The sequence below is a fragment of the Streptomyces venezuelae genome (genome assembly GCF_008642375.1).
GTDB classification, from domain to species: Bacteria; Actinomycetota; Actinomycetes; order Streptomycetales; family Streptomycetaceae; genus Streptomyces; species Streptomyces venezuelae_G.
In genome coordinates this window covers 5,503,296-5,523,111 of the sequence record NZ_CP029194.1, presented here as the reverse complement: position 1 = coordinate 5,523,111, position 19,816 = coordinate 5,503,296, and the positions used below count along the sequence as shown (strand labels likewise).

Below are 19,816 nucleotides of genomic sequence, written 5' to 3'. Positions count from 1 at the left end.
CTGAGGAAGTGATAACCGGCGCATGAACAGCACGTCAATGGTCTGAACCAGATTGAGGACTAGACCAATTTGATGAGGAAAGCCCTTGTCAGAGGGGTGCAGCACAAAACGGAACCGCCCGCCACCATGGGTGACGAGCGGTTTAAGGTTCGCTTAGGGGTGAGGGGGCGGTGGTTCAGGACCGAACCAACGCGCCACGGAAACCCGGGTTTTCGAGCCGGGATCCAGCGCCCCGCGAGGCGCGGGCGGCCCCTCCGGGAAGTTCCCGGCTACTCCGCGAGCTCCGGAAGCTCGTACGCGTCCGCGATCAGTCCATGACTCCGCAGCCGCGCCTCCCCGCTGTGCACGTTGGCCGTGAGCATCAGCTCGTCGGCGCCCGTGCGCTTCTGCAGGTCGTCGAGGCCCGTGCGGACCTCGTCCGGGGTGCCGTACAGGACGTTCCCCACCCACTCGTCCATGAACTCCCGCTCGATGGGGCTGACACGGTACGCCTCCGCCTCCTCGGGCGTCGGCATCAACCCCGGCCGGCCGGAGCGCAGCTGCAGCATCGCGAGGGCTCCGGTCAGTACCTGGCGGCGGGCCTCCGCCGCGTCCTCGGCGGCGAGCGTCGCGACGCTGATCACCGCATACGGGGCGTCGAGGAGGCCCGAGGGCCGGAAGGACTCCCGGTAGAGGTCGAGCGCCGGAATCGTGTTCCGCCCGGAGAAGTGGTGGGCGAAGGCGAAGGGCAGCCCGAGCAGGCCCGCGAGGCGGGCGCTGAAGCCGGAGGAGCCGAGCAGCCAGACCGGCGGCCGGCCCTTCGGACCCTGCACGGGGCCGGGGATGGCGTGGATACGGGAGTACGGGTGCCCGTCCGGGAAGTCGTCGTCCAGGAAACGGGTCAGCTCGGCGAGCTGCTCCGGGAAGTCGTCGGCGCCCTCCTTCGGCGACTCGGCGCGGCGCAGCGCGGCGGCCGTGGCGCCGTCCGTGCCGGGGGCGCGGCCGAGGCCGAGGTCGACCCGGCCCGGGGCGAGGGCCTCCAGGGTGCCGAACTGCTCGGCGATGACGAGCGGGGCGTGGTTGGACAGCATGACGCCGCCGGAGCCGAGGCGGATGCGGCGGGTGTGGGCCGCGAGGTGGGCGAGGATCACCGCCGGCGAGGAGGAGGCGACGCCGGGCATGGAGTGGTGTTCGGCCACCCAGTGCCGGTGGAAGCCACGTCGCTCGGCGAGCCGGACCAGCTCGACGCTGGTGGCGAGCGACTCGGTCGCGGAGCCGCCTCTGCCGACGGTCACCAGGTCCAGTACGGACAGCGGTACGGGCGCGGTGCCCCGCGTCTCTCCTCGAATGGCGTCGGTCACCGTGGGGACCCTCCTCGGCACGTGCGGTTGGTAAGACTCGGGACACAACAGGAGGGTGTCTCCGGTTATTCCGGCACCCCGCTGCAGTACCCCTCGACCGTCTCGCGCTCGCCTCGTGCCCGTCTCGCGTATTTCTGTCGTCCGGCCGCCCGCATCCGCCCTCCGTACGTTCTCGGCCACGGCGGAACCGCTCGCAGGGGCTCCGCCGGAGCTTTCGCGGGTCCGCTTCCCCGTAAAAAATCTCTCGGCCGCCGCCACCCGAACGTGAGCGCGAACCCGGCCCCGCACGGCCCTGACCTGAGACTCTGTGAAGGAGTCATGACATAGGCATATGCCAGGGTGGTGCGCCCCAGCCCAGGCCATGGATCCTCCGCATCATTCTCGCCAACAGCCGCCCCTTAAAGGGCCCTTGGCGGCTATCGTGGTACGAAAGCTTGCGGTCACAACCTGGTAGGGGGAAACCGTGGCGCTGAAGCCCGAGCCCACCGCGCCGTTCCACTCGGTGCAATACGCCTTGCGCGTCCTCGAGACGGTCTCACGGCACGGTGGCGGAGTGACGGACGTCCAGATCGCCCGCGAGACCGGCCTTCCCGTCGCCCACCTCTCGTCGCTGCTCCTCATGCTCCGCCGCGAGGGGTACGTCGAGCAGGTCGCCGACGGCGCGTACGTCATCGGGGACTCCCTCGTCCTCCTCGGTTCCGGCCTGACCCGCCGCGAAGCGCTGGAGGCCAAGCTCCAGGAGACCCTGACCGAACTGCGCGACTCCGTCGGCGCGGCCGTCTACATCAGCCGGTACATCGACGGCGAAGTGAAGATCACCCAGTTCGCCGACGGGCCGCGCACCCCGAAGGTCAACGAATGGGTGGACTTCCGCTCGGCGGCGCACGCCAGCGCCGTCGGCAAGTGCCTGCTCACACAGCTCGACCAGAACGGGCGGCGGGACCACCTCGCCCGCCACAAGATCGCCCGGCTGACCTCCAGGACGATCACCAACGAGCGGATCCTCTTCTCGAAGCTCGACAGCCAGCCGGCGACCGTCCCGGTCCTCGACCTCCAGGAGTACGCGGTCGGCACGGTCTGCGCCGCCGTCCCGCTGACGGCGGGCTCGGCCGTGGGCTGCCTGGCCCTGTCCCTGCCGATCGAGCACGCCCACCGGCTGCGCGCCGCGGCGGACACGCTCAACCGGCGCGCCGCCCCGGTGGTGCTCTCGCTGGCGATCTAGAAGGCGGCCCAGCAGGTGGTGTCGCGACCCCGCCGGACGGCGCTCCGGCGGGGCTGTCACGAGCACCCCTCAGGACCAGGTAGTATTTTCTCTGTCAGCAGGCGCCGCTAGCTCAGTTGGTTAGAGCAGCTGACTCTTAATCAGCGGGTCCGGGGTTCGAGTCCCTGGCGGCGCACAGACAGGGAAAGCCCCTCGCTTCGGCGGGGGGCTTTCTTGTCGTTCCCGGTCCCGGCCGGCCAGGGCCGGCCGCCGCTCCCGCTCAGGCCCGGAGGTAGGTCAGGACGGCGAGGACGCGGCGGTGGGTGTCCTCGGCCTGCGGCAGGTCGAGCTTGGCCAGGATGTTCCCGATGTGCTTGCCGACGGCGGCCTCCGTCACCACCAGCCGGCGGGCGATCTCCCCGTTGGAGTGCCCCTCCGCGACCAGGCCCAGGACCTCCCGCTCGCGCGGGGTCAGCGCCTCCAGCGGGTCCCGGTGGCGGCGCAGCAGCTGCCGGACGACCTCGGGATCGACGACCGTGCCGCCGCCGGCGACCTGCGTGAGGGCCTCGACGAACTCCTCGACCTGCCCCACCCGGTCCTTCAGGAGGTAGCCGACACCGGTGCCGTCGCCCGAGTCGAGGAGGTCGGCGGCGTAGCTGCGCTGCACGTACTGGCTCAGGACCAGGACCGGCAGGGCCGGCCGCTCGGCGCGCAGCGCGACCGCGGCGCGCAGCCCCTCGTCCTGGAAGCCGGGCGGCATCCGGACGTCGGTGACGACGATGTCCGGGTCGTGGGCGGCGACCGCCTCGCGCAGGCCGTCGGCGTCACCGGCGGCGGCGACGACCTCGTGGCCGAAACGGGTCAGGAGGCCGATCAGTCCCTCACGGAGGAGGACGCTGTCCTCGGCGAGGACGACGCGGAGCTTTCTCGGAGGGTTCGGCACGGGATCTCCACTCGCAGGACGGTCGGCCCGCCCGGCGGGCTCATGATCGTCAGTGTGCCATCGAGGACGGCGATCCGGTCGGCGAGTCCGGTGAGCCCGGTGCCGCGGGCCGGATCGGCGGCGCCCCGCCCGTCGTCCTCGACGTCGAGCCGCAGGACGCCGTCCGCGTACCGGGCGGTGATCCTCGCCTGGGCGGCGCCGCTGTGCTTGCCGATGTTGGCGAGGGCCTCGCAGGCCACGAAGTAGCCGGCGCTCTCGACGGAGGCGGGCAGCCGGGGCAGGTCGACGTCGGTGTCGACGGGGACGGCCGAGCGGTCGGCGGCGTCGGCGAGGGCGGCGCCGAGGCCGTAGTCGGCCAGGACCTGCGGGTGGATGCCGTGGATCAGCTCCCGCAGCTCGGTCAGCACCTGCCCGGCCTCCGCGTGGGCCTTGGCCAGCTGCTCGGCGAGCGGTCCCGGCGGGGCGTCGAGGCGGGCGAGGCCGAGGGTCATGGTGAGGGCGACGAGCCGCTGCTGCGCCCCGTCGTGGAGGTCGCGCTCGATCCGGCGGCGCTCGGCCTCGAAGGCGTCGACGAGCCGCGCGCGGGAGGCGATGACCTCGCCGATCCTGGCGTCCCCCGCATCGGTGTCGCGCGGGGCGAGCAGGGCGCGGGCGAGGGCGGCGCGGGCGCCGGCGACGGCGGCCAGGGGGTAGGCGAGGGCGACGAGGAGGAGGGCGCCGAGGAGCGCGGCGGCGAAGGCCTCGGGGTAGGAGGTGACCAGGTACGCCTTGACGGCCTTGGCCTCGTGGCCGTCCGCCGCCAGCTGGAGCGGGGTGCCGAGGAGGGCGAGGGGCAGGCCGACGCCGACGGCGAGGGCGATGAGGTCGAGCGGCCACAGGACCGTGGCGAGCAGCAGCCCGTGTCCGAGCTCGCGCCAGGTCGCCTGTTCCCCCACCCGGAGCCGGAGCCAGGCTGTCAGGCCGGGGGCGGTGGGGACGCGGTGCGGGTCGGGGGCCGGGTCCAGGTCGACGAGCCGGAGCCGGAGCCGCTCGACGGAGCCGAGGGCGAGCCCGGAGAGGAGGAGCAGCGGCAGCCCGACGAGGAGCAGCGAGAACACCCCGAGGACGAGGAGGACGAGACAGGCGAGGGCCCCGACGAGGCCCCCGGTGGCGAGGTACCCGGCGGCCCGCCAGGGCCAGGGGCCGAGCGGGAAGCGGGACCGGGTGAGTGCCTGCCAGGGGTTGCGGGGTTCCATGAGCGCCCACGGTAGGCGCGGTTGCGGGGGCGGGGCCATGGGCCTGGGGGGCGTGGCGGGGGTGGGGCTGGGCCTACCCCCGCCGGGCACTGCTCACTTGGTGCGGTCCCAGGTCGGGGTGCGGCCGTGGAGGGCGTACTGCTCCTGGAGCGCGGCGGTCGTCGCGGGGGTCAGGGGCTCGTACGGGGCGGTGGCGGTCGGGCGCCACCAGACGGGGTCCGGGCAGAGGAAGGACTCCCGGCGCAGGCCCACGCGGTGGATCTTGTTGGTGGCCGTCAGGGGCAGCTCGCGCGTCACGCGGACGAAGCGCGGCGGCATCTTCGTGCCCAGGTCCGGCTGCGCGGCGAGGAAGGCGGCGAACTCCGCCGGGTCGAATGCGGCCCCCTCGCGCAGGGCCAGCGCCGCCATGACCTGATCGCCGGCGACGGGGTCCGGTATCGCGTACACCGCCACTCCGGCGGCCCGGTCCCAGCGGGCGAGGATGTTCTCGATCATCGCCGCCGCCAGGTTCTCGCTGTCGACCCGCAGCCGGTCGTCCGTGCGGCCGGCGAAGTAGAGGAAGCCCTCCTCGTCCCGGTAGAAGAGGTCGCCCGTCCAGTACCAGCCGCCGCGCAGCCGGACCGCCTCCGCCTCGGGGTTGCGCCAGTAGCCCTCGAAGGGGTTCCGGCCGCGGTTGACGAGCTCGCCGACCGCCTCGTCCGTGTTGAGGAGCCGCCCCTCGGGCGAGAAGCGGGCCGGGGCGCACTCCTGGCCGGTCTCCGGGTCCAGGACGGCCAGGTCGTCGCCGGGGGCGGCCCGTCCGATCGCCCCGGTCGGGGTGTCCGGGGTGCGCTGGATCGCCGCGCCGCCCTCGGAGGAGCCGTACCCCTCGACGAGCGGGACCCCGAACCGCTCCCGGAAGCGGGCCGCGTCCACCGCCCCGGCCTCCGTGCCGAAGCCGAGGCGCAGCGCGTGCGCGCGGTCGTCCGGGCCGGGCGGGGTGGCGAGCAGGTACTGCACGGCACGGCCCACGTAGGTGAAGTAGGTGGCGCCGAAGCGGCGTACGTCGGGGAGGAAGCCGGACGCGGAGAAGCGGGCCCGCAGCGCCACTCCCGCACCGGCGGCGAGCGCGGGTGCCCAGTCCGCGATCACCGCGTTGCCGTGGAACATCGGCATGCAGACGTAGTGGACGTCGTCGGGGCCGATCCCGAAGTGGGAGACGAGGGAGGAGCCGGCCGCCGCGAGGCGCCCCTGGCTGCAGAGCGCGGCCTTGGGGGCGCCCGTCGAGCCGGAGGTGAAGGAGAGCAGGAAGCGGCTGTCGGGGCGTACGGGACCGAGGGTGGCGTCTCCCGGGCGGGCGCCGGCGTAGGGCGCGAGGAGTTCACGGTAGGCGTCGGTGTCGGTGACGAGGATGCGCAGCCCGGGCAGCGCGAGGCCGTCGAGGAGCGGCAGACGGGCGCGCTGGGTGACCAGGATCCGGCAGGCGGTGTGCCGGATGTCCCGGGCGAGTTCGGCGCCGCGCCGGGTCGGGTTGATCCCGGCGACGGCGGCCCCCGCGAGGGCCGCCGCGCTGAGCCAGAGCGGGTACTCCGGCGTGTTGTCGAGCAGGATGCCGAGGTGCGGCTCGCTCCCCGGCAGGGGTGGCATCAGGTCCACGAGCAGTGCGGCCCGCGCGGCGGCGCCGGCGGCGACCTCGTGGTGGCTGAGGGTGTGGTGCTCGTCCCTCAGGCCGGTCCGGTGGTCGCCCCATTGGCGTCGTACGAGCTCCGCGACGGTGTCCGCACCCTTCATGGGCCGGACTGTAACTGACGTACCGTCAGAATTGAACGGTCAGTCGGCGGCCGTCAGAACTTGACGTCCGAGCAGGCGTAGAAGGCGTTCGCGGTGTCCGCGATCGTCCACACCGCCAGGATCAGGTGACGGCCCGTCTTGCCCGCCGGGACGGTCCCGGAGTGCGAGAGTGTCGCCGGCGGCTGCTGGTTGTTGTAGGGGACGGTGAGGAACGGCTGGGGGTCGAGCGCGGCCCGGGTCAGCTTCTGACTCGGGTTCCAGCCGTTCTTGGTGATGTAGTACTTGAAGTCGGTGGTGCGGTGCCGGGCCGTGAACTGCCAGCGGAAGCTGTAGCTCTGCCCGGCCGTGAGGGTCGTCGTCGGCCAGGCGCCGCCCCGGGGGTCGTCGAGCTGGGCGAACTGCGTGAGCCCGGCCGAACAGATCTTGCCGTCGGCGGGACCGGCGGCGGGGAAGCCCTTGAGGCCCTCGACCGACTGCGGCTCCCACTGTATGGAGCCGCAGTTGGTCACGGTGCCGTTGGCGCAGAGCTTCTGGCGGCTGATCGGCGAGTCGGTGTAGCCGTGGCTGCCCGCGCTGCCGGTCGCGAGGAGGGAGGCGCCGGCGACGCCGAGCGCCACCACCGCCGCCCCGACTGACTTCTTCTTGCGCATGTGCATGCTGTCGCTCCAGGAGAACGTGGGGGAGTTCCGTTGGGCCGTGCGCACGCGTGCGGTGTTACCGGTTCTGCTTGTACGGGTGACTCATTTTGGTCTGGACCAAGTACCAAGGTATGGACGGAAGTTGAACATGTCCATCCCCTCAGGCCCCCTCCGCGGGCGCCGTCCTCCCCGTGTAGAACGCCACCGTCAGGTCCTTGACCAGCGCCTTGCGCTCGTAGTCGTCCAACTCCACCAGACCACGACTGGTCAGCCGGTGGACCACGTCGTCCACCGCGTCCACCACCGACGTCAGGACGCTGTCCCGGTGCTTCGCGTCGATCGCCGCGATCCGGCGCCGCTGCATCGCCGCCGCGACCTCGGGGGCGTACTCGATGCGCGTCGGCTGTGCCGAGAAGACGTCGACCCCGACCGGGGCGCACTCCGCCGACAGCATCCGCGTCAGCGCCTCGCCGACCGCCTCGGCGTCCCGGAGCGTCGGTGCGTCCTCGTGGAAGGCGTCCGCCGGAAGCTGCGACAGCACCCGGGCCATCGCCGCCTCCACCTGCTCCCGCAGGTAGTCCTCGTGGCCGTCGACCCCCAGCGCGGCGCGGACGGTGTCCCGCACCCGCCAGACGACGAGGACGACGACGTCCAGGGCCGTGCCCTTCGCGTCGACGGCGGGCAGCGGCTCACTGCGCCAGTGCCGGAGCCGGACGTCGACGCGGCGGCGGAGCAGGAGCGGGCTGACCCAGACCAGGCCCGTCCGGCGGACGGTGCCGCGGTAGTCGCCGAAGAGGGTCAGGACCCAGGCGTAGCCGACCCGGCCGCGGCCGAGGCCGCCGACCGCGAAGAGGGTGGCGACGACGCCGAGGGCGAGCAGCGCCCACTGGCCGAGGTGGATGCCGTGGTACGGGCGGACCGGCAGCCGCAGCATGCGCGCCGCCTCCGCGGGGACGGCCCCGGCCCACCACACGACCGCCGCGCACCCGGCGAGCGCGAGGGCGCCGCCGACGACGCCGAGCCAGCCGGGCAGCACCGCGCCGGGCCGCTCGACGAGATCGGGATCGGCGGTGGGGGCGGGGCGGGCCTTGGCCGCCGCGGACTGCTTCGAGGCGGGGGCTGCCTGGCTCGGAGGTCGCCCCTTGCCCTTGGCCTGCTTCTGTTGCTGCGTCTGTTGCTGCGTCTTCGCGGGTGCCGGGATGGCGGCCTTGCCGTTCTTCGCGAGGGCGGCGGGCACGGCCATCGCGACGGTGTCGGGACCGCCGTCGTCCCCGTTCGCGCCGGGGGCGCCGCCTTCCGGTTCGTCCCGGAAGAGCAGGTGCACGGGGATGGAGCCGGTGGTCTCGGACCCGATCACGTTCTTCCGCCGCACGACCCGTACGACACCGGCGACGGGCACGGCGAGCGCGGCGACCTTCGCACCGGTGATCCGCCCGAAGTCGGGCACGTCCACCCGCTTCTCGGCACCGGCGGCCTTGCCTGCGCCCGGCGGCGTACCGGCGCCTCGTGTCGGCGCGGGCGCGGCTGCCCCGGTGGGGGCGGAAGGTGCGGCGGTGCGGCCCGTCGGGGCGGCAGCGCCGGGGGCCGGGGCCCTGTCGCGGGGTGCGGCGGTCACCGGGCGCGGCGGAGCGGACGCCGTGGCCGTCGACGGTTCGGCGGGCGGGGAGGCCGCCGTGGCGGGTGATGCCGACGCGCCTGATGTGACGGGTGCTCCCGGTACGCCTGCCGGGGAGCGGCCCGACGACGTGCCCGTCGGCGAAGCCGTGGATGCGGGCGTGGCGGGAGCCGTGGATGTGGGCGCGGCCCCGGCCGAAGGCCCGGCCGTGGTCGGCGCTCGGCCCGGGGCCGAGGTCCCGTGCGAGGCCGTGCGTGTGGCCGAGGCCTCGGCCGAAGTCCCGGCCGGGGACATGGGCGTGGGCGCGGGCCCGGCCGACGCCCGGTCCGCGGGCGAGGCCCCGGCCGTCGGCATGGCCGCCGCCCTGACCGAAGGCCCGGATGCCCGGTCCATGGGCGAGGCCGTGGCACGGACCACGGGCGAGGCTGTGGCAGGGTCCGCGGGCGAGGCCGTGGCACGGTCCGGGGGCGAGGCCGCCACCCCGGACGCAGCCCGGTCCGGGGGCGAGGCCGTGGCACGGTCCGGGGGCGAGGCCGCCACCCCGGACGCAGCCCGGTCCGGGGGCGAGGCCGTGGCACGGTCCGGGGGCGAGGCCGTGGCCCGGTCCGGGGCCCCGGCCGTTGACGTAGACGTGCGCCCAGGCGCCACCCCGGACGCAGCCCGGTCCGTAGCCGAGGGCCAGGCCGTGGGCGTGTCTGCAGCCCTCGCCGAAGGCCCGGCCTCGGCCGCAGGCCCGGACGCGGCTCGGTCCGAGGGCGCCGCCCAGGCCGTGGGCGTGGCCGGGCTCACGGCCGCAGGCCCGGCCGGGGCCCCGTCGGGGGTTGCGGCCGAATCCGGGGCCCACGTCGTAGGCGTGACCGCGACCCCGGCCGAAGGCCCGGACCCAGCCCGGTCCGGAGCCGCCGACGTGGCCCCGTCCGTGGGCGTAGCCCCGACCCCGTACTCAGGCCGGTCCGTTGCCGGCGGCGTGGGCGCAGCCCCGGCCGCAGGCCCGGACGCGGACCCGGCCGGCGCCTGGTCCGGGGCCGGTGCGGCCGGGGGTGTCGCGGCCGAGGTGGCCGCCGCGGGCGTGGGCGTCGCTGCCGGGGGTGTCCGCGTCGGGTCCCCTCCGTGGGGTGGTGACGTGCGGGGAAGGGTGCCGTCCGTCAGGCGTCTGGCCGTGCGGGCCGCGTCACGCGAGGCCGCCGCGCCGGAGTCCGCGGGGGTCGGGGTCGATGCGGTCATTCGGGTCCACCTCATGCTCTCGGGGTCATCGGAACAAGCGCCGCCAGGTCTCCGGGCCCGGGTAGCCGTCGGCCGCTCCGCCGCGCCAGCCCTGAGCCCGCTGGAACGCCTCGACGTTGCGGCGGTCCGCCTCCGTCCAGCGCGGACCGGGTCCCGACAGGTAGTGCTTGCCGAAGCCCCGCTTCACCAGTTGTTTGCCCAGCTTCTCCACATATGCGTTGGATTGGCCCGGACGGAAGTAGCCACGCCCGGGGAACCCCGTCGCATTCGCGCTCGAACCGCCCGAACCACCCGATCCGCCGATGTCCCTGCCCCCGCCGGTCACGAGGAGCTGCCACGTCTGCGGCCCGGGCAGGCCGTCCGCCTCCTTGCCCTTCCAGCCCTGTGCGAGCTGGAACGCCTGGGTCGCCCTCCGGTCCGCCGCGCCCCACTTCGGGCCGGGCCCCTTGCTGTAGTACTTCTTGCCGCCGCGCTCGACCAGGAGCTTCCCGAGCTGGGTGACGTAGGCGTTGTTCGCCCCCGGGCCGAACTTCCCCGCCCCCGGGTAGGGCGTCGCCGGCTTCGGCGGCTTCGGCGTCGCGGTCGACCCTCCGCCGGACGTGCCGCCCCCGCTGCCGCCGCTGACCACGCCCTTGTAGCGGTAGGCCACGTACCGGTCGGAGTTCTCCCAGTACGCCATCGGCGTCGCCTGCTTCCGCGTGCGCGGCTTGGTCTGCTCGTAGGCGATGTACGAGGTGTGGGTGTAGTCGGTCCAGCCGCCGAAGATCGTGACGTGCGAGCCGCGCGTCGGGCTGGCCGGGTTGTGGAACAGCAGGATGTCGCCGGGCTGGAGCTCGGTCCGGTCGATCCGCTCGGCGAAGCGGTCGAGGCTGCCGGTCCACTCGTTGCTGCGCAGGTTCCAGGCCATGGAGATGTAGCCGGAGCAGTCCTGGCGGTACCCGTCCGTCCAGTACTTCTCCATGGAGTACGGGACCTGCGCGGCCACCCACAGCTTGGCCCGGTTGATGATCTCGGCCCGGGTCGTCGGCCGCAGCGTGCCCGTCGCGATCTGACCGGTCGTCGAGGTCGGGGTGGTGCCCGTACCGGTGCCCGGGGGCGGGGCCGGCGTCGCGGTCGGCTGCGAGCCGGGGCCCGGCGCTCCGTGCAGCGGCCCCCGCCCGCCCTGCGGGGTCTCCGGCCCCGGCCAGGGGGTCACGGCCGACCGCTCCCGCAGGACCGCCGCGTCCATGTCCGTACCCCCGCCCGCCTCCGGGCCCGGGACCGCGTCCGCCGGGGTGAACGGGCCCTCCGGGTGCGAGAGGGCCGTCGCCGCTCCCGCCCCTCCCCCGCCGAGGACCACTCCCGCCGCCGTCACCAGCACCAGCGCGCGGCGCGCGCCATGGGCCGCCGGGTGGCCGCCGGCCCGCACGGGCAGGCCGAGCGCGAGGCCACGGCGCTGCTGGGCGCAGCCCGGGCAGCCGCAGTCGGCCGCGGGTTCGAACTCCTCGAATACCGGCACGCTCATGCGATTCCCCTCCACACTCGTCAAGATCTTTTTGACCCTCGTTTCGGGCGTCAGTGTCTCAACTGTCTGGACAAATCGCATTTTGACGGATCGAAGGGCCAGTACGACCATCCGACAGGCCGGAGGCGATCGATATTGGTCAGGAGCACCCCTCCAGGTCGGGTAGAGTTCTCTCTGTCAGCAGGCGCCGCTAGCTCAGTTGGTTAGAGCAGCTGACTCTTAATCAGCGGGTCCGGGGTTCGAGTCCCTGGCGGCGCACGCAGAGTCAAGGCCCCCTCACCATCGGTGAGGGGGCCTTGATCGTTCCCGGGCCATGGGCGGCGCCCGAACTAGCGGGCGTTCCTGGCCAGTTCCAGCGCGTACGCGTCGAACCACTGCCCGGCCCGCGGGCCGCCCCGGCACTCCCCGTCCGACTCGCCCGGCCGCTTGATCCAGAGGTACGCCGCGACCAGCGGGTCGCCGGTGTCGCGGGTCGGCGGCGCGCCGAGCGCGCGGCCCGGCGGGTTGCACCAGTTCTGGGCCGGGTCCCCCTCGGTGTAGGGGCCGTTCCCGTTCCTGCTGGTGTCGATCACGAACGGCTTGCCGCCGACCAGCGCCGACAGCCGGCGGCCGTAGGCGGTGCTCGCCGCGGTCGTCTGGAAGTTCGAGACGTTGACCGCGAAGCCGTCGGCCTCCGCGATCCCCGCCCGCATGAGCGGGCCGCGCAGCGCCGCGGGAGCGGCCCAGCCCGCGTTGCCCGCGTCCAGGTGGACCGTGGTGGCCGGCTGTCGCTTCAGCCGCAGGACGGCCGACTTGAGCAGCTCGTACCGCTCCCCGTGGTACTGCTCCTCCGTGCAGCCGTCGACGACGTGCATCACGGCGTCCGGTTCCAGGACGACGGTCGCGCGCCGCGCGCCGATGCCCCGGGCGACCGCGTCCACCCAGGCCCGGTAGGCGGCGGGGTCCGCCGCGCCGCCCGCCGAATGCCGGCCGCAGTCGCGGTGCGGGATGCCGTAGAGGACGAGGAGTGCCTCGCGCCCGGCGCGGGTGGCGGCCTCGGTGAGGGCGCGGGTCTCCGCCTCGGGCCGGTCGGGGCCGATCCACTCGGCCACCGGCCGGGAGGTGATCCGCCGCAGGAGCCCGGCTTCGGCGGTCCGCCCCGCGGCGAGGTGCGCGGCCAGTTGCCGGGCGGCCTTGCCGTCGGGGTTCACCCAGTACGGGGGTGGGGCGGGGACCGGCCCCGCGGCGGGCCGGGAGACGGCGGGGGCCGGGGCGGGTGCGGTGGCAGCGACGGGCCGGGTGGTCTCGCCGCCCGTGCAGCCGGCGACGAGACCGGCGGCGAGGAGCAGCAGGAGAGCGCGGGCCGGGGCCGGGGTGCGGGGCGCGCACGGATGTGCTCGGGGCGGGTGGTGACGTGCGGACATTCGGGGCCCTCGGCACGTACGGACCTGTCGTCGTCATCGTGGCACGGCAGACCTCTGGGCCGGGCGAGGCAGGGCCTCTACAGTTTCCGGAACCCCGACCCTCCCGCGGCCGGCACCGGGCTCCTCCCGCCGCCCGTGAGCCCCGCGGTCGAGGACCGGACCGGCCGGTGGCGCCGCGGGACGCGAGCCACCGGCCGGGCCCCGGTCGCTGCCTGCCCCCCTGGGGACTCAGGTGCCCGCGCCCGTGAGGTACGCCGAGACGACCACGTTCGCCGAGTACGTACCGGCCGTGCGGTCGAAGGTGCCGCCGCAGGTGATCAGGCGGAGCTCGGCGCGGCCGGGTTCGCGCCGGCCGTAGACGCGGCTCGCGTCGAAGTCCTCGCGCGGGAAGACCTGGACGTCGTCGACCGTGAACTCGGCGACCGTGCCGTCCGTCCGGGTGACGCGGACCTTCGCTCCGGGGCGGGCCGCGCTCAGGCCGTAGAAGACCGCCGGGCGGGTCTCGGTGTCGACGTGGCCGACGAGAAGGGCCGCCCCGGCCGCGCCCGGGCTGGTCCCCGCGCCGAACCAGCCCACCGTGTGCGGCGTCTCGAAGGGCGGCGGGTCGATCGCGCCCGTGGCGTCCAGGCCACGGGCCACGACGGGCGCGGCGATGCCGAGGGACGGGACCTCCACGCGCCGGGGTTCGGCGGGGGCGAGCGGGGCGTGGGCCGGGGGAAGCTCCACGCCGAGCGGCCGGCCCACGGCGGCGATGTCGCCGTGGGTGGGCGCCGAGCTGCCCCCGGGGCCCTCCGTGACCTCGCGGCCCCAGAGCCAGAGCCCGAGGAGCAGCAGCGCCCAGGCCACACCGGTGACGAGTCGCCCGGTGCCCGCCGGGCGGGGTCCGGACGGCATCCTCAGGCCGAGCCCGGACCCGAGCCCGTACCGGTACCTGAACCCGTGCCCGTATCGGAGGCGGCGGTGCGGCGGCGGGAGGTGCGGAAGGCGACCGCCACGGCCGCGACGGCGGCCATGCCCAGGCCGAGCAGGGTGTACGGGGTGCCGAGGCCGCTCCCGGTCGTGGTCTGGGCGACTCCGGGGGCGGCCGGGGCGGCGAAGGCGGCGGTGCCGCCGCCACCCGCGCGGACCGGGGCGACCGGGGTCGCGTGGTGGGTCGGCCGGTGCGTCGGCTCGTGCGTCGGCTTGTGGGTCGGCTCGTGCGTCGGCTGCCGGTGCTTGACCTGCACCGTGCCGACGTCCCGGTGGTCGCGGCCGTCGCAGACCACGGTGACCTTGTACGTACCGTCCTCGAGTCCGGACTTGATCGTGGTGTCGCCGAAGAGCGGGTTGCCCCCGCCGTCCCGGCCGGTGAGTTCGACGTCGGCGACGAACGCCTGGGACTTCGCGGCACTGGTCGTGCCCTTGCAGCCCTGGACGCGGACGTCGACGTCGGCGCCGGGCGAGGCCGTGGACGGGGTGACGGTGACCTTCACCCCGTCGCCGGCGTACGCGCCGCCGGCCGCGGGTGCCAGTACGAGCACCAAGGCCGCTCCTGCGGCACGGAGAGCAATGGGACAGATGCGCATCGTGACCTCCTGGTACTGGCAGGGTCACCCGGATCGGCGCTCTTCGCATCCGCAGGAGGCGGCGGAAGACGTCCCTACACGCGGTCGACGATGTCCGCGATCGAGTCGACGATCTTGGACGGGCGGAACGGGAAGCGGTCGATCTCGGCCTGGCTGGTCAGGCCCGTCAGGACGAGGAAGGTCTGCATGCCCGCCTCCAGGCCGGCCAGGATGTCGGTGTCCATCCGGTCGCCGATCATCGCGCTGGACTCGGAGTGGGCGCCGATCGCGTTGAGGCCGGTGCGCATCATGAGCGGGTTCGGCTTGCCCGCGAAGTACGGCTCCTTGCCGGTGGCCTTCGTGATGAGCGCGGCGACGGAGCCGGTGGCCGGGAGCGGGCCCTCCAGGGAGGGGCCGGTCTCGTCGGGGTTGGTGCAGATGAAGCGGGCGCCGGCGTTGATGAGGCGGACGGCCTTGGTCATCGCCTCGAAGGAGTACGTCCGGGTCTCGCCGAGGACCACGTAGTCCGGGTCGTGGTCGGTGAGGACGTAACCGATGTCGTGGAGGGCCGTGGTCAGGCCCGCCTCGCCGATGACGTACGCCGTGCCGCCGGGGCGCTGGTCGTCGAGGAACTTGGCGGTGGCGAGGGCCGAGGTCCAGATGTTCTCGACGGGGACTTCGAGGCCCATGCGGGCGAGGCGGGCGTGCAGGTCGCGGGCCGTGTAGATCGAGTTGTTCGTGAGGACCAGGAAGGGCTTCCCGGTCTCCCGCAGCTTCTTGATGAACGCGTCGGCGCCGGGGATCGGGACGCCCTCGTGGATGAGGACGCCGTCCATGTCGGTGAGCCAGGATTCGATCGGCTTGCGCTCTGCCATGGGTGCGGGACTCCTGCCGTACAGACGTGCGGTGTACTGGGGGCGCCGCGACAGCGCTGTGGCGACGCCCCCAGGGTAGTCAGGATGCGCTGATCTTGACCCCGCCGAGTGTCAGGACGCCGTGACCCTGACCCCGTCGATCGTCCAGTACCAGTTGTTGGCACCGGTGTAGCGGAAGCGGAAGCTCACGCTGGACGCCCCGGCGGGGACGTTCACGGTGAGCGACTGGGGCCGCGAGACGACGTCGGCGGTGTAGCTCTTGACGAGGGCCGGGGTGCCGCCGTTGAAGCTCGCCAGGACCTGGGCGGTCTGGCTGCCCTCCTGGCGGTAGAAGGTGGTGAAGTCCAGGGTCGCCCGGGTCGCGCCGGAGACGCTGTGGGCGGGGGTCACCAGGGTCGAGTCGTACGTGCCGGAGAAGGACTTGTCGGCCCACTCGTCGGAGTCGGCGACGGCGAAGACGCCCCGGGCGCGGACGTTGAGCTCGCGGGACTGGTCGCGCTGGGCGCGGGACCAGAACTCGTCGGTGGCGAAGGACCAGCCGCGCCACTCGGTCATGCCGCCGGTGCCCATGGCGTTGTTGATGACGGACCAGCCGCTGGGCGCGGTGTGGGTGAAGCCGAGGATCCCGACGGGGATGCCGGTCTCGTCGACGCGGCCGGAGAGCGATCCGTAGAGCGCGTCGAAGGGGTCGGTGGAGCGCTGCTGGACCGGCTTGCCGTCGAGGCCCCAGGACGGGTCGGGGACGATGCCGAGCTGGTGGAAGACGGTGGCGGCGACGTCGACGAGGCGGGTGTCGATCGGGCGGGCGCCGGCGGCGATGCCCGGGCCCTGGGCGAGGACGAAGGTGCGGCGCTCCTCGATGCTGGAGCCGCCGTGGCCGCCGCCGTCGGTGTGGCCGTGGTCGGTGGTGACGATGACCGTCCAGCGCTCGGTGGCGTACGTCGGGCGGGCCTTGATCGCGGTGAGGAGGCGGCCGAGGTAGGCGTCCTGGACGTCGATGGCGTCGAGGTACTTGCTGTGCGCGGCGCCGTAGTTGTGGCCGATCTCGTCGGTCTCGCCGAAGTAGACGAAGAGGACGTCGGGGTTCTGGTTGCGGAGGACGTCCTCCGTCGCCTCGGTGATCACCAGGTCGTTGACGACGTAGTTGTTGTTGTAGACGAGCTTGGCGTCGGCGCCGGGGGTGACGGTGCCGTGCGTGTCCAGCTCGGGCCAGTCGACGGCGGCGAAGAGCGAGAGCTCCGGGCGGATCTGGTGCAGCCGGGCGAGGAAGCCGGGGTACGTGCCGTAGTTCTTGCCGGTGAAGGTGTTGTCCTTCACGCCGTGCTTGTCGGGCCAGACGCCGGTGGAGATGGTGGACCAGCCGGGGCCGGAGGAGGTCGCGGCCATCGGGTTCGCGTAGAGCAGGGAGCGGCCCATCGTGCCGTTGGTCATCAGGGACTTGAGGTGCGGGGCCTTGGCCGCGTCGATCCTGTCGTACCGCAGGCCGTCCATGCCGACGACGAGCACCTTGTCCTTGCTGGTGCCGTCGGGAAGCGTGGGCGCGGCGGTGGCCGCGTGGGCGGCGGGGGCACTGAGCGCGCCGGCGGCGGCGACGGCCGCGCCGGCACCGGCGGCGGTGAGCACGGTGCGGCGGGGGATGCCGGTGATCGGCATGTCGGAGTCCTCCGTGGAATTCCGTGGAATGGAAGGCGACGGCATGCCAACGCCCCTGACTTCTCAGGGGCGTTGACCTTTGGTTCGTACCCGTTATCTTTCCGCGATGTACGGGGGCTTTCCAGGGTCGTGCGGTGAACTCTTGGCAGCGGGTCAGCTACGGGTCAGCTGCCGGTCGCGGACTTCCACGCGTCGACGTACGTCTTGAGGTTCTTGTCGATGTCGGACCAGTCCGGCTCGAAGATCTCGACGCCTTCGAGGAGCTTGGCCAGTTCGATCGCGTTGGCGTCGGTGGGCTTGACGTCCTTGCGGGCCGGGAATCCGCCGCCGATCGCGCTGACCTCGCGCTGGGCCTGCTCGCTCAGCATGAAGTCGAGCAGCTTCCTGCCGTTGTCGGCGTGCGGTGCCTTGTCGACCAGGCCGGCGGCGTACGGCAGGGCGAAGGTGGTCGGCTTGCCGGTGCCCTTCGCCGGGAACCAGATGCCGAGGTTGGGCATGGACCGGGCCTGGGCGTAGTTCATCTGGACGTCGCCGTTGGCGACGAGCAGCTCGCCCTTGTCGACCTTCGGGGCGAGCTTCGAGGTGGAGGACGACGGGCCGACGTTGTTGGCCTGGAGCTTCTTCAGGTACTCCAGGGCCGGCTCCTGGCCGCCGAAGTCGTGCATGGCCTTGATGAGGACGGCGGTGCCGTCGCCCGCGACGCCGGGGGTCGAGTACTGGAGCCTGTTCTTGTACTTCGCGTCGAGCAGCTCCTCCCAGCTCTTGGGCGCGGCCGGCAGCTCCTTCTTGTTGTGGATGAAGCCGAAGTAGTTGTTGACGACCGAGGTCCACTTGCCGTCGCCGGACTTGTCGCCGCCGCCGACCTGGTCGGCGCCCTTGGGCTCGTACGCCTGGAGGAGACCCTTGGAGTCGGCCTGCTGGATGAAGGGAGGCAGGGTCACGATGACGTCGGCCTGGGTGTTGCTCTTCTCGCGGAGGGCGCGCTGCACCATCTCGCCGGAGCCGCCCTCGACGTACTCGACCTTGATCCCGGTCTGCTTCTCGAAGTCCTTGAAGACCTTGTCGTACCAGCCGTCGCCCGCCTCGCCCTTGAGGCCGTCGGCGCTGTAGACGGTGACGGTCTTCGCGTCGGAGGCGGCGGAGGAGCCACCGCAGGCGGTGAGGGTCGCGGCGAGGGCGAGAGCGCCGGTGACGGCGGCGATCGGCTTGGCGTGCGTAAGCATGGCGTCGTTCTCTCCTGATGACGGGTGCGGCTAGCGGAAGGAAGCTCTCGTACGGATACGGGAGACGGCGAGCAGGGCCAGCAGGGTCGCGGCCATGAGGATCACGGCGAGCGCCGAACCGGTGAAGAGCGAACCCCGGTCGGTGGCCGTGAAGATGAGCACCGGAAGCGGCAGCCAGTCCGGCGGGTAGAGCATCATCGTGGCGCTCAGCTCACCCATGGAGAGGGCGAAGCAGAGCCCGGCCGCCGCGTTCAGGGACGGCAGCAGGAGCGGGAGCCGCACCCGGAGCAGGACGTACGCGGGGCGGGCGCCGAGGCTGGCCGCCGCCTGCTCGTACATCGGGTCGAGGCGGCGGATCGCGGCCGAAACCGACTGGTGGGCGAAGGCCGTGACCAGCACGGTGTGCGCGAGGATCACGATCCAGCGCGTGCCGTTGAGGAGCACCGGCGGCTGCGAGAAGGCCACGAGGACAGCCAGTCCGACGACGACCGACGGCACGGCGACCGGCAGCATGAACAGGGCGTCGAGGATCTGGCGGCCCCGCCTGCCCAGCGCCGCGGAGGCGAGCGCCGCCCAGGTGCCGACGGTCAGCGCCACCAGGCTCGCGGTGACGGCGGTGACCAGGCTCGTGGTGAGCGCCTGGAGGGACTCTCCGCGCACGGCCGCCGCGTAGTGGGCGGTGGTGGGTCCTGAGGGGAAGGCGCCCGACCAGTGCGTCGAGAACGAGGCGGCGACGATGACGAGCAGGGGCAGGGCGAAGAGCGGGACGAAGAGGACCGTGAACAGCACCCACGCCGTCCATCTGCCCTTGCGGCTATGCACCAGCACGGCGGCTCACCCCCCGGTAGAGGACGTAGAGGCCCACGGAGAGCGCGACGTTGACGACGGCGACGACGCAGGCGGCGGCGTAGTCGGATTCGAGGATCGCCTTGCTGTAGACGAGCATCGGGAGGGTCGTGACGCCCTTGGCGCCGGTGAAGAGGACGATCCCGAACTCGTTGAGGCACATGACGAGGACGAGACTGCCGCCGGCGGCGAGCGCGGGCAGCGCCTCGGGCAGGATCACCTGCCGGATGATGCGGAGCGGCCTCGCCCCGAGGGAGGACGCGACCTCCAGCTGGGCGGTCTCCAGCTGGGAGAACGCGGCGAGGAGCGGGCGCATCACGAAGGGCGTGAAGTACGTGATCTCGGCGAGGAGGACGCCCCAGGGAGTGGTCAGGAACCGGAAGGGGCCCGCCGCGTCGCCGGTGACGTCCGTCCAGACCCCGTTGGCCATGCCGACCGTGCCGTAGAGGAACAGCAGGGCGAGCGTGATCAGGAAGGACGGGAAGGAGAGGAAGACGTCGATGAACCTCGCCACCGCCCGCCCGCCGGGGAAGGGCACGAAGGCGATCACGAGCGCCAGCGCGAAACCGAGGACCAGGCAGCCGGCCGTGGAGGCGACGGCGAGCCACACGGTGGTGACGAGCGCGTCGCGGAACGACTCGGAGGCGAGGACGCCGGCGTAGGCGCCGGGGGCCAGCGACTCCTGTACGACCAGGGCGAGGGGGTAGAGGAAGACGAGCGCGAGGACGGCGACGGGCGGCAGGGCCCAGACCCAGGTGGGGAGGGAACGGGCGGCGCGGCGCTTCGGCTCCGTTGCGGGCAT

15 protein-coding genes, 2 tRNA genes and 1 pseudogene are annotated in these 19,816 nt (G+C 73.3%); 3 read left to right on the top strand and 15 right to left on the bottom strand.

Annotated elements, in window-relative coordinates:
• Positions 1-269: 269 nt before the first annotated feature.
• Positions 270-1,340 carry an LLM class flavin-dependent oxidoreductase gene (locus DEJ46_RS25435; protein ID WP_150269944.1) on the bottom strand — a complete coding sequence of 357 codons (1,071 nt, stop codon included), beginning with the start codon at positions 1,338-1,340 and terminating at the stop codon, positions 270-272.
• Between the two features lie 463 nt (positions 1,341-1,803).
• Between DEJ46_RS25435 and DEJ46_RS25430 the strand changes: the two genes are divergently transcribed.
• Both DEJ46_RS25430 and DEJ46_RS25425 read left to right on the top strand, forming a co-directional pair.
• Complete coding sequence (locus DEJ46_RS25430) at positions 1,804-2,562, top strand: IclR family transcriptional regulator (protein WP_024758909.1); 759 nt, start codon at positions 1,804-1,806, stop codon at positions 2,560-2,562.
• A 101-nt stretch (positions 2,563-2,663) separates the two neighbouring features.
• Positions 2,664-2,737 (top strand) — tRNA-Lys (locus DEJ46_RS25425).
• An 84-nt stretch (positions 2,738-2,821) separates the two neighbouring features.
• Here the strand turns inward: DEJ46_RS25425 and DEJ46_RS25420 are convergent.
• From DEJ46_RS25420 to DEJ46_RS25390, 6 genes and pseudogenes are all read right to left on the bottom strand, one after another.
• Positions 2,822-3,484 (bottom strand): response regulator, encoded by a 663-nt coding sequence (locus tag DEJ46_RS25420; RefSeq protein WP_150269942.1) that lies wholly within the window; start codon positions 3,482-3,484, stop codon positions 2,822-2,824.
• Positions 3,415-4,719: a sensor histidine kinase gene (locus tag DEJ46_RS25415; RefSeq protein WP_150269940.1), complete on the bottom strand. Its 1,305-nt coding sequence runs from the start codon at positions 4,717-4,719 to the stop codon at positions 3,415-3,417. Before DEJ46_RS25415 ends, DEJ46_RS25420 begins: the two co-directional genes overlap by 70 nt.
• Before the next feature lie 93 nt (positions 4,720-4,812).
• Positions 4,813-6,489 carry an AMP-binding protein gene (locus tag DEJ46_RS25410; protein ID WP_150269938.1) on the bottom strand — a complete coding sequence of 559 codons (1,677 nt, stop codon included), beginning with the start codon at positions 6,487-6,489 and terminating at the stop codon, positions 4,813-4,815.
• A 53-nt stretch (positions 6,490-6,542) separates the two neighbouring features.
• On the bottom strand, positions 6,543-7,139 hold the full coding sequence (locus tag DEJ46_RS25405; protein ID WP_150274759.1) for a lytic polysaccharide monooxygenase: 597 nt from the start codon (positions 7,137-7,139) through the stop codon (positions 6,543-6,545).
• Positions 7,140-7,287: 148 nt separating this feature from the next.
• Positions 7,288-8,466: pseudogene (locus DEJ46_RS25400) on the bottom strand (SPFH domain-containing protein); the annotation flags it as partial.
• 1,525 nt (positions 8,467-9,991) lie between these two features.
• Positions 9,992-11,470: a peptidoglycan-binding protein gene (locus tag DEJ46_RS25390; protein ID WP_150269937.1), complete on the bottom strand. Its 1,479-nt coding sequence runs from the start codon at positions 11,468-11,470 to the stop codon at positions 9,992-9,994.
• A gap of 184 nt (positions 11,471-11,654) precedes the next feature.
• Here DEJ46_RS25390 and DEJ46_RS25385 point away from each other — a divergent pair.
• Positions 11,655-11,728: transfer RNA gene (locus DEJ46_RS25385), tRNA-Lys, on the top strand.
• A gap of 71 nt (positions 11,729-11,799) precedes the next feature.
• On the opposite strand, the gene DEJ46_RS25380 is transcribed toward DEJ46_RS25385, so the two are convergent.
• The 8 genes from DEJ46_RS25380 to DEJ46_RS25345 all read right to left on the bottom strand — a co-directional run bounded on the left by DEJ46_RS25380 (position 11,800) and on the right by DEJ46_RS25345 (position 19,816).
• Positions 11,800-12,873, bottom strand: a complete 1,074-nt coding sequence (locus tag DEJ46_RS25380) for a glycoside hydrolase family 6 protein (RefSeq protein WP_150269935.1) — start codon at positions 12,871-12,873, stop codon at positions 11,800-11,802.
• 228 nt (positions 12,874-13,101) lie between these two features.
• Entirely contained in the window at positions 13,102-13,767 is a 666-nt protein-coding gene (locus DEJ46_RS25375; RefSeq protein ID WP_150269933.1) for a class F sortase, read from the bottom strand.
• Positions 13,768-13,769: 2 nt separating this feature from the next.
• Positions 13,770-14,393, bottom strand: a complete 624-nt coding sequence (locus DEJ46_RS25370; protein ID WP_223835496.1) for a hypothetical protein — start codon at positions 14,391-14,393, stop codon at positions 13,770-13,772.
• Positions 14,394-14,512: 119 nt separating this feature from the next.
• A complete protein-coding gene (locus tag DEJ46_RS25365) occupies positions 14,513-15,292 on the bottom strand; it encodes an HAD-IIA family hydrolase (RefSeq protein ID WP_055643299.1) in 780 nt (259 codons plus the stop codon).
• A gap of 111 nt (positions 15,293-15,403) precedes the next feature.
• Positions 15,404-16,945 (bottom strand): alkaline phosphatase family protein, encoded by a 1,542-nt coding sequence (locus tag DEJ46_RS25360; protein ID WP_150269930.1) that lies wholly within the window; start codon positions 16,943-16,945, stop codon positions 15,404-15,406.
• A 164-nt stretch (positions 16,946-17,109) separates the two neighbouring features.
• The gene (locus DEJ46_RS25355; protein ID WP_150269928.1) at positions 17,110-18,168 is read right to left on the bottom strand and encodes a 2-aminoethylphosphonate ABC transporter substrate-binding protein; all 1,059 of its coding nucleotides are present in this window, start codon (positions 18,166-18,168) and stop codon (positions 17,110-17,112) included.
• 30 nt (positions 18,169-18,198) lie between these two features.
• A complete protein-coding gene (locus DEJ46_RS25350) occupies positions 18,199-18,996 on the bottom strand; it encodes an ABC transporter permease (RefSeq protein WP_150269926.1) in 798 nt (265 codons plus the stop codon).
• On the bottom strand, positions 18,983-19,816 hold the full coding sequence (locus tag DEJ46_RS25345; protein ID WP_223835078.1) for a 2-aminoethylphosphonate ABC transporter permease subunit: 834 nt from the start codon (positions 19,814-19,816) through the stop codon (positions 18,983-18,985). The genes DEJ46_RS25350 and DEJ46_RS25345 overlap by 14 nt, the downstream gene beginning before the upstream one ends.

Excerpts from the sequence above, each read along its gene's own strand:
- DEJ46_RS25415 (WP_150269940.1), bottom strand. The coding sequence starts at position 4,719 with ATGGAACCCCGCAACCCCTGGCAGGCACTCACCCGGTCCCGCTTCCCG.
- DEJ46_RS25380 (WP_150269935.1), bottom strand. The coding sequence starts at position 12,873 with ATGTCCGCACGTCACCACCCGCCCCGAGCACATCCGTGCGCGCCCCGC.
- DEJ46_RS25410 (WP_150269938.1), bottom strand. The coding sequence starts at position 6,489 with ATGAAGGGTGCGGACACCGTCGCGGAGCTCGTACGACGCCAATGGGGC.
- DEJ46_RS25390 (WP_150269937.1), bottom strand. The coding sequence starts at position 11,470 with ATGAGCGTGCCGGTATTCGAGGAGTTCGAACCCGCGGCCGACTGCGGC.
- DEJ46_RS25355 (WP_150269928.1), bottom strand. The coding sequence starts at position 18,168 with ATGCTTACGCACGCCAAGCCGATCGCCGCCGTCACCGGCGCTCTCGCC.
- DEJ46_RS25345 (WP_223835078.1), bottom strand. The coding sequence starts at position 19,816 with ATGCCCGCAACGGAGCCGAAGCGCCGCGCCGCCCGTTCCCTCCCCACC.
- DEJ46_RS25375 (WP_150269933.1), bottom strand. The coding sequence starts at position 13,767 with ATGCCGTCCGGACCCCGCCCGGCGGGCACCGGGCGACTCGTCACCGGT.
- DEJ46_RS25405 (WP_150274759.1), bottom strand. The coding sequence starts at position 7,139 with ATGCGCAAGAAGAAGTCAGTCGGGGCGGCGGTGGTGGCGCTCGGCGTC.
- DEJ46_RS25360 (WP_150269930.1), bottom strand. The coding sequence starts at position 16,945 with ATGCCGATCACCGGCATCCCCCGCCGCACCGTGCTCACCGCCGCCGGT.
- DEJ46_RS25365 (WP_055643299.1), bottom strand. The coding sequence starts at position 15,292 with ATGGCAGAGCGCAAGCCGATCGAATCCTGGCTCACCGACATGGACGGC.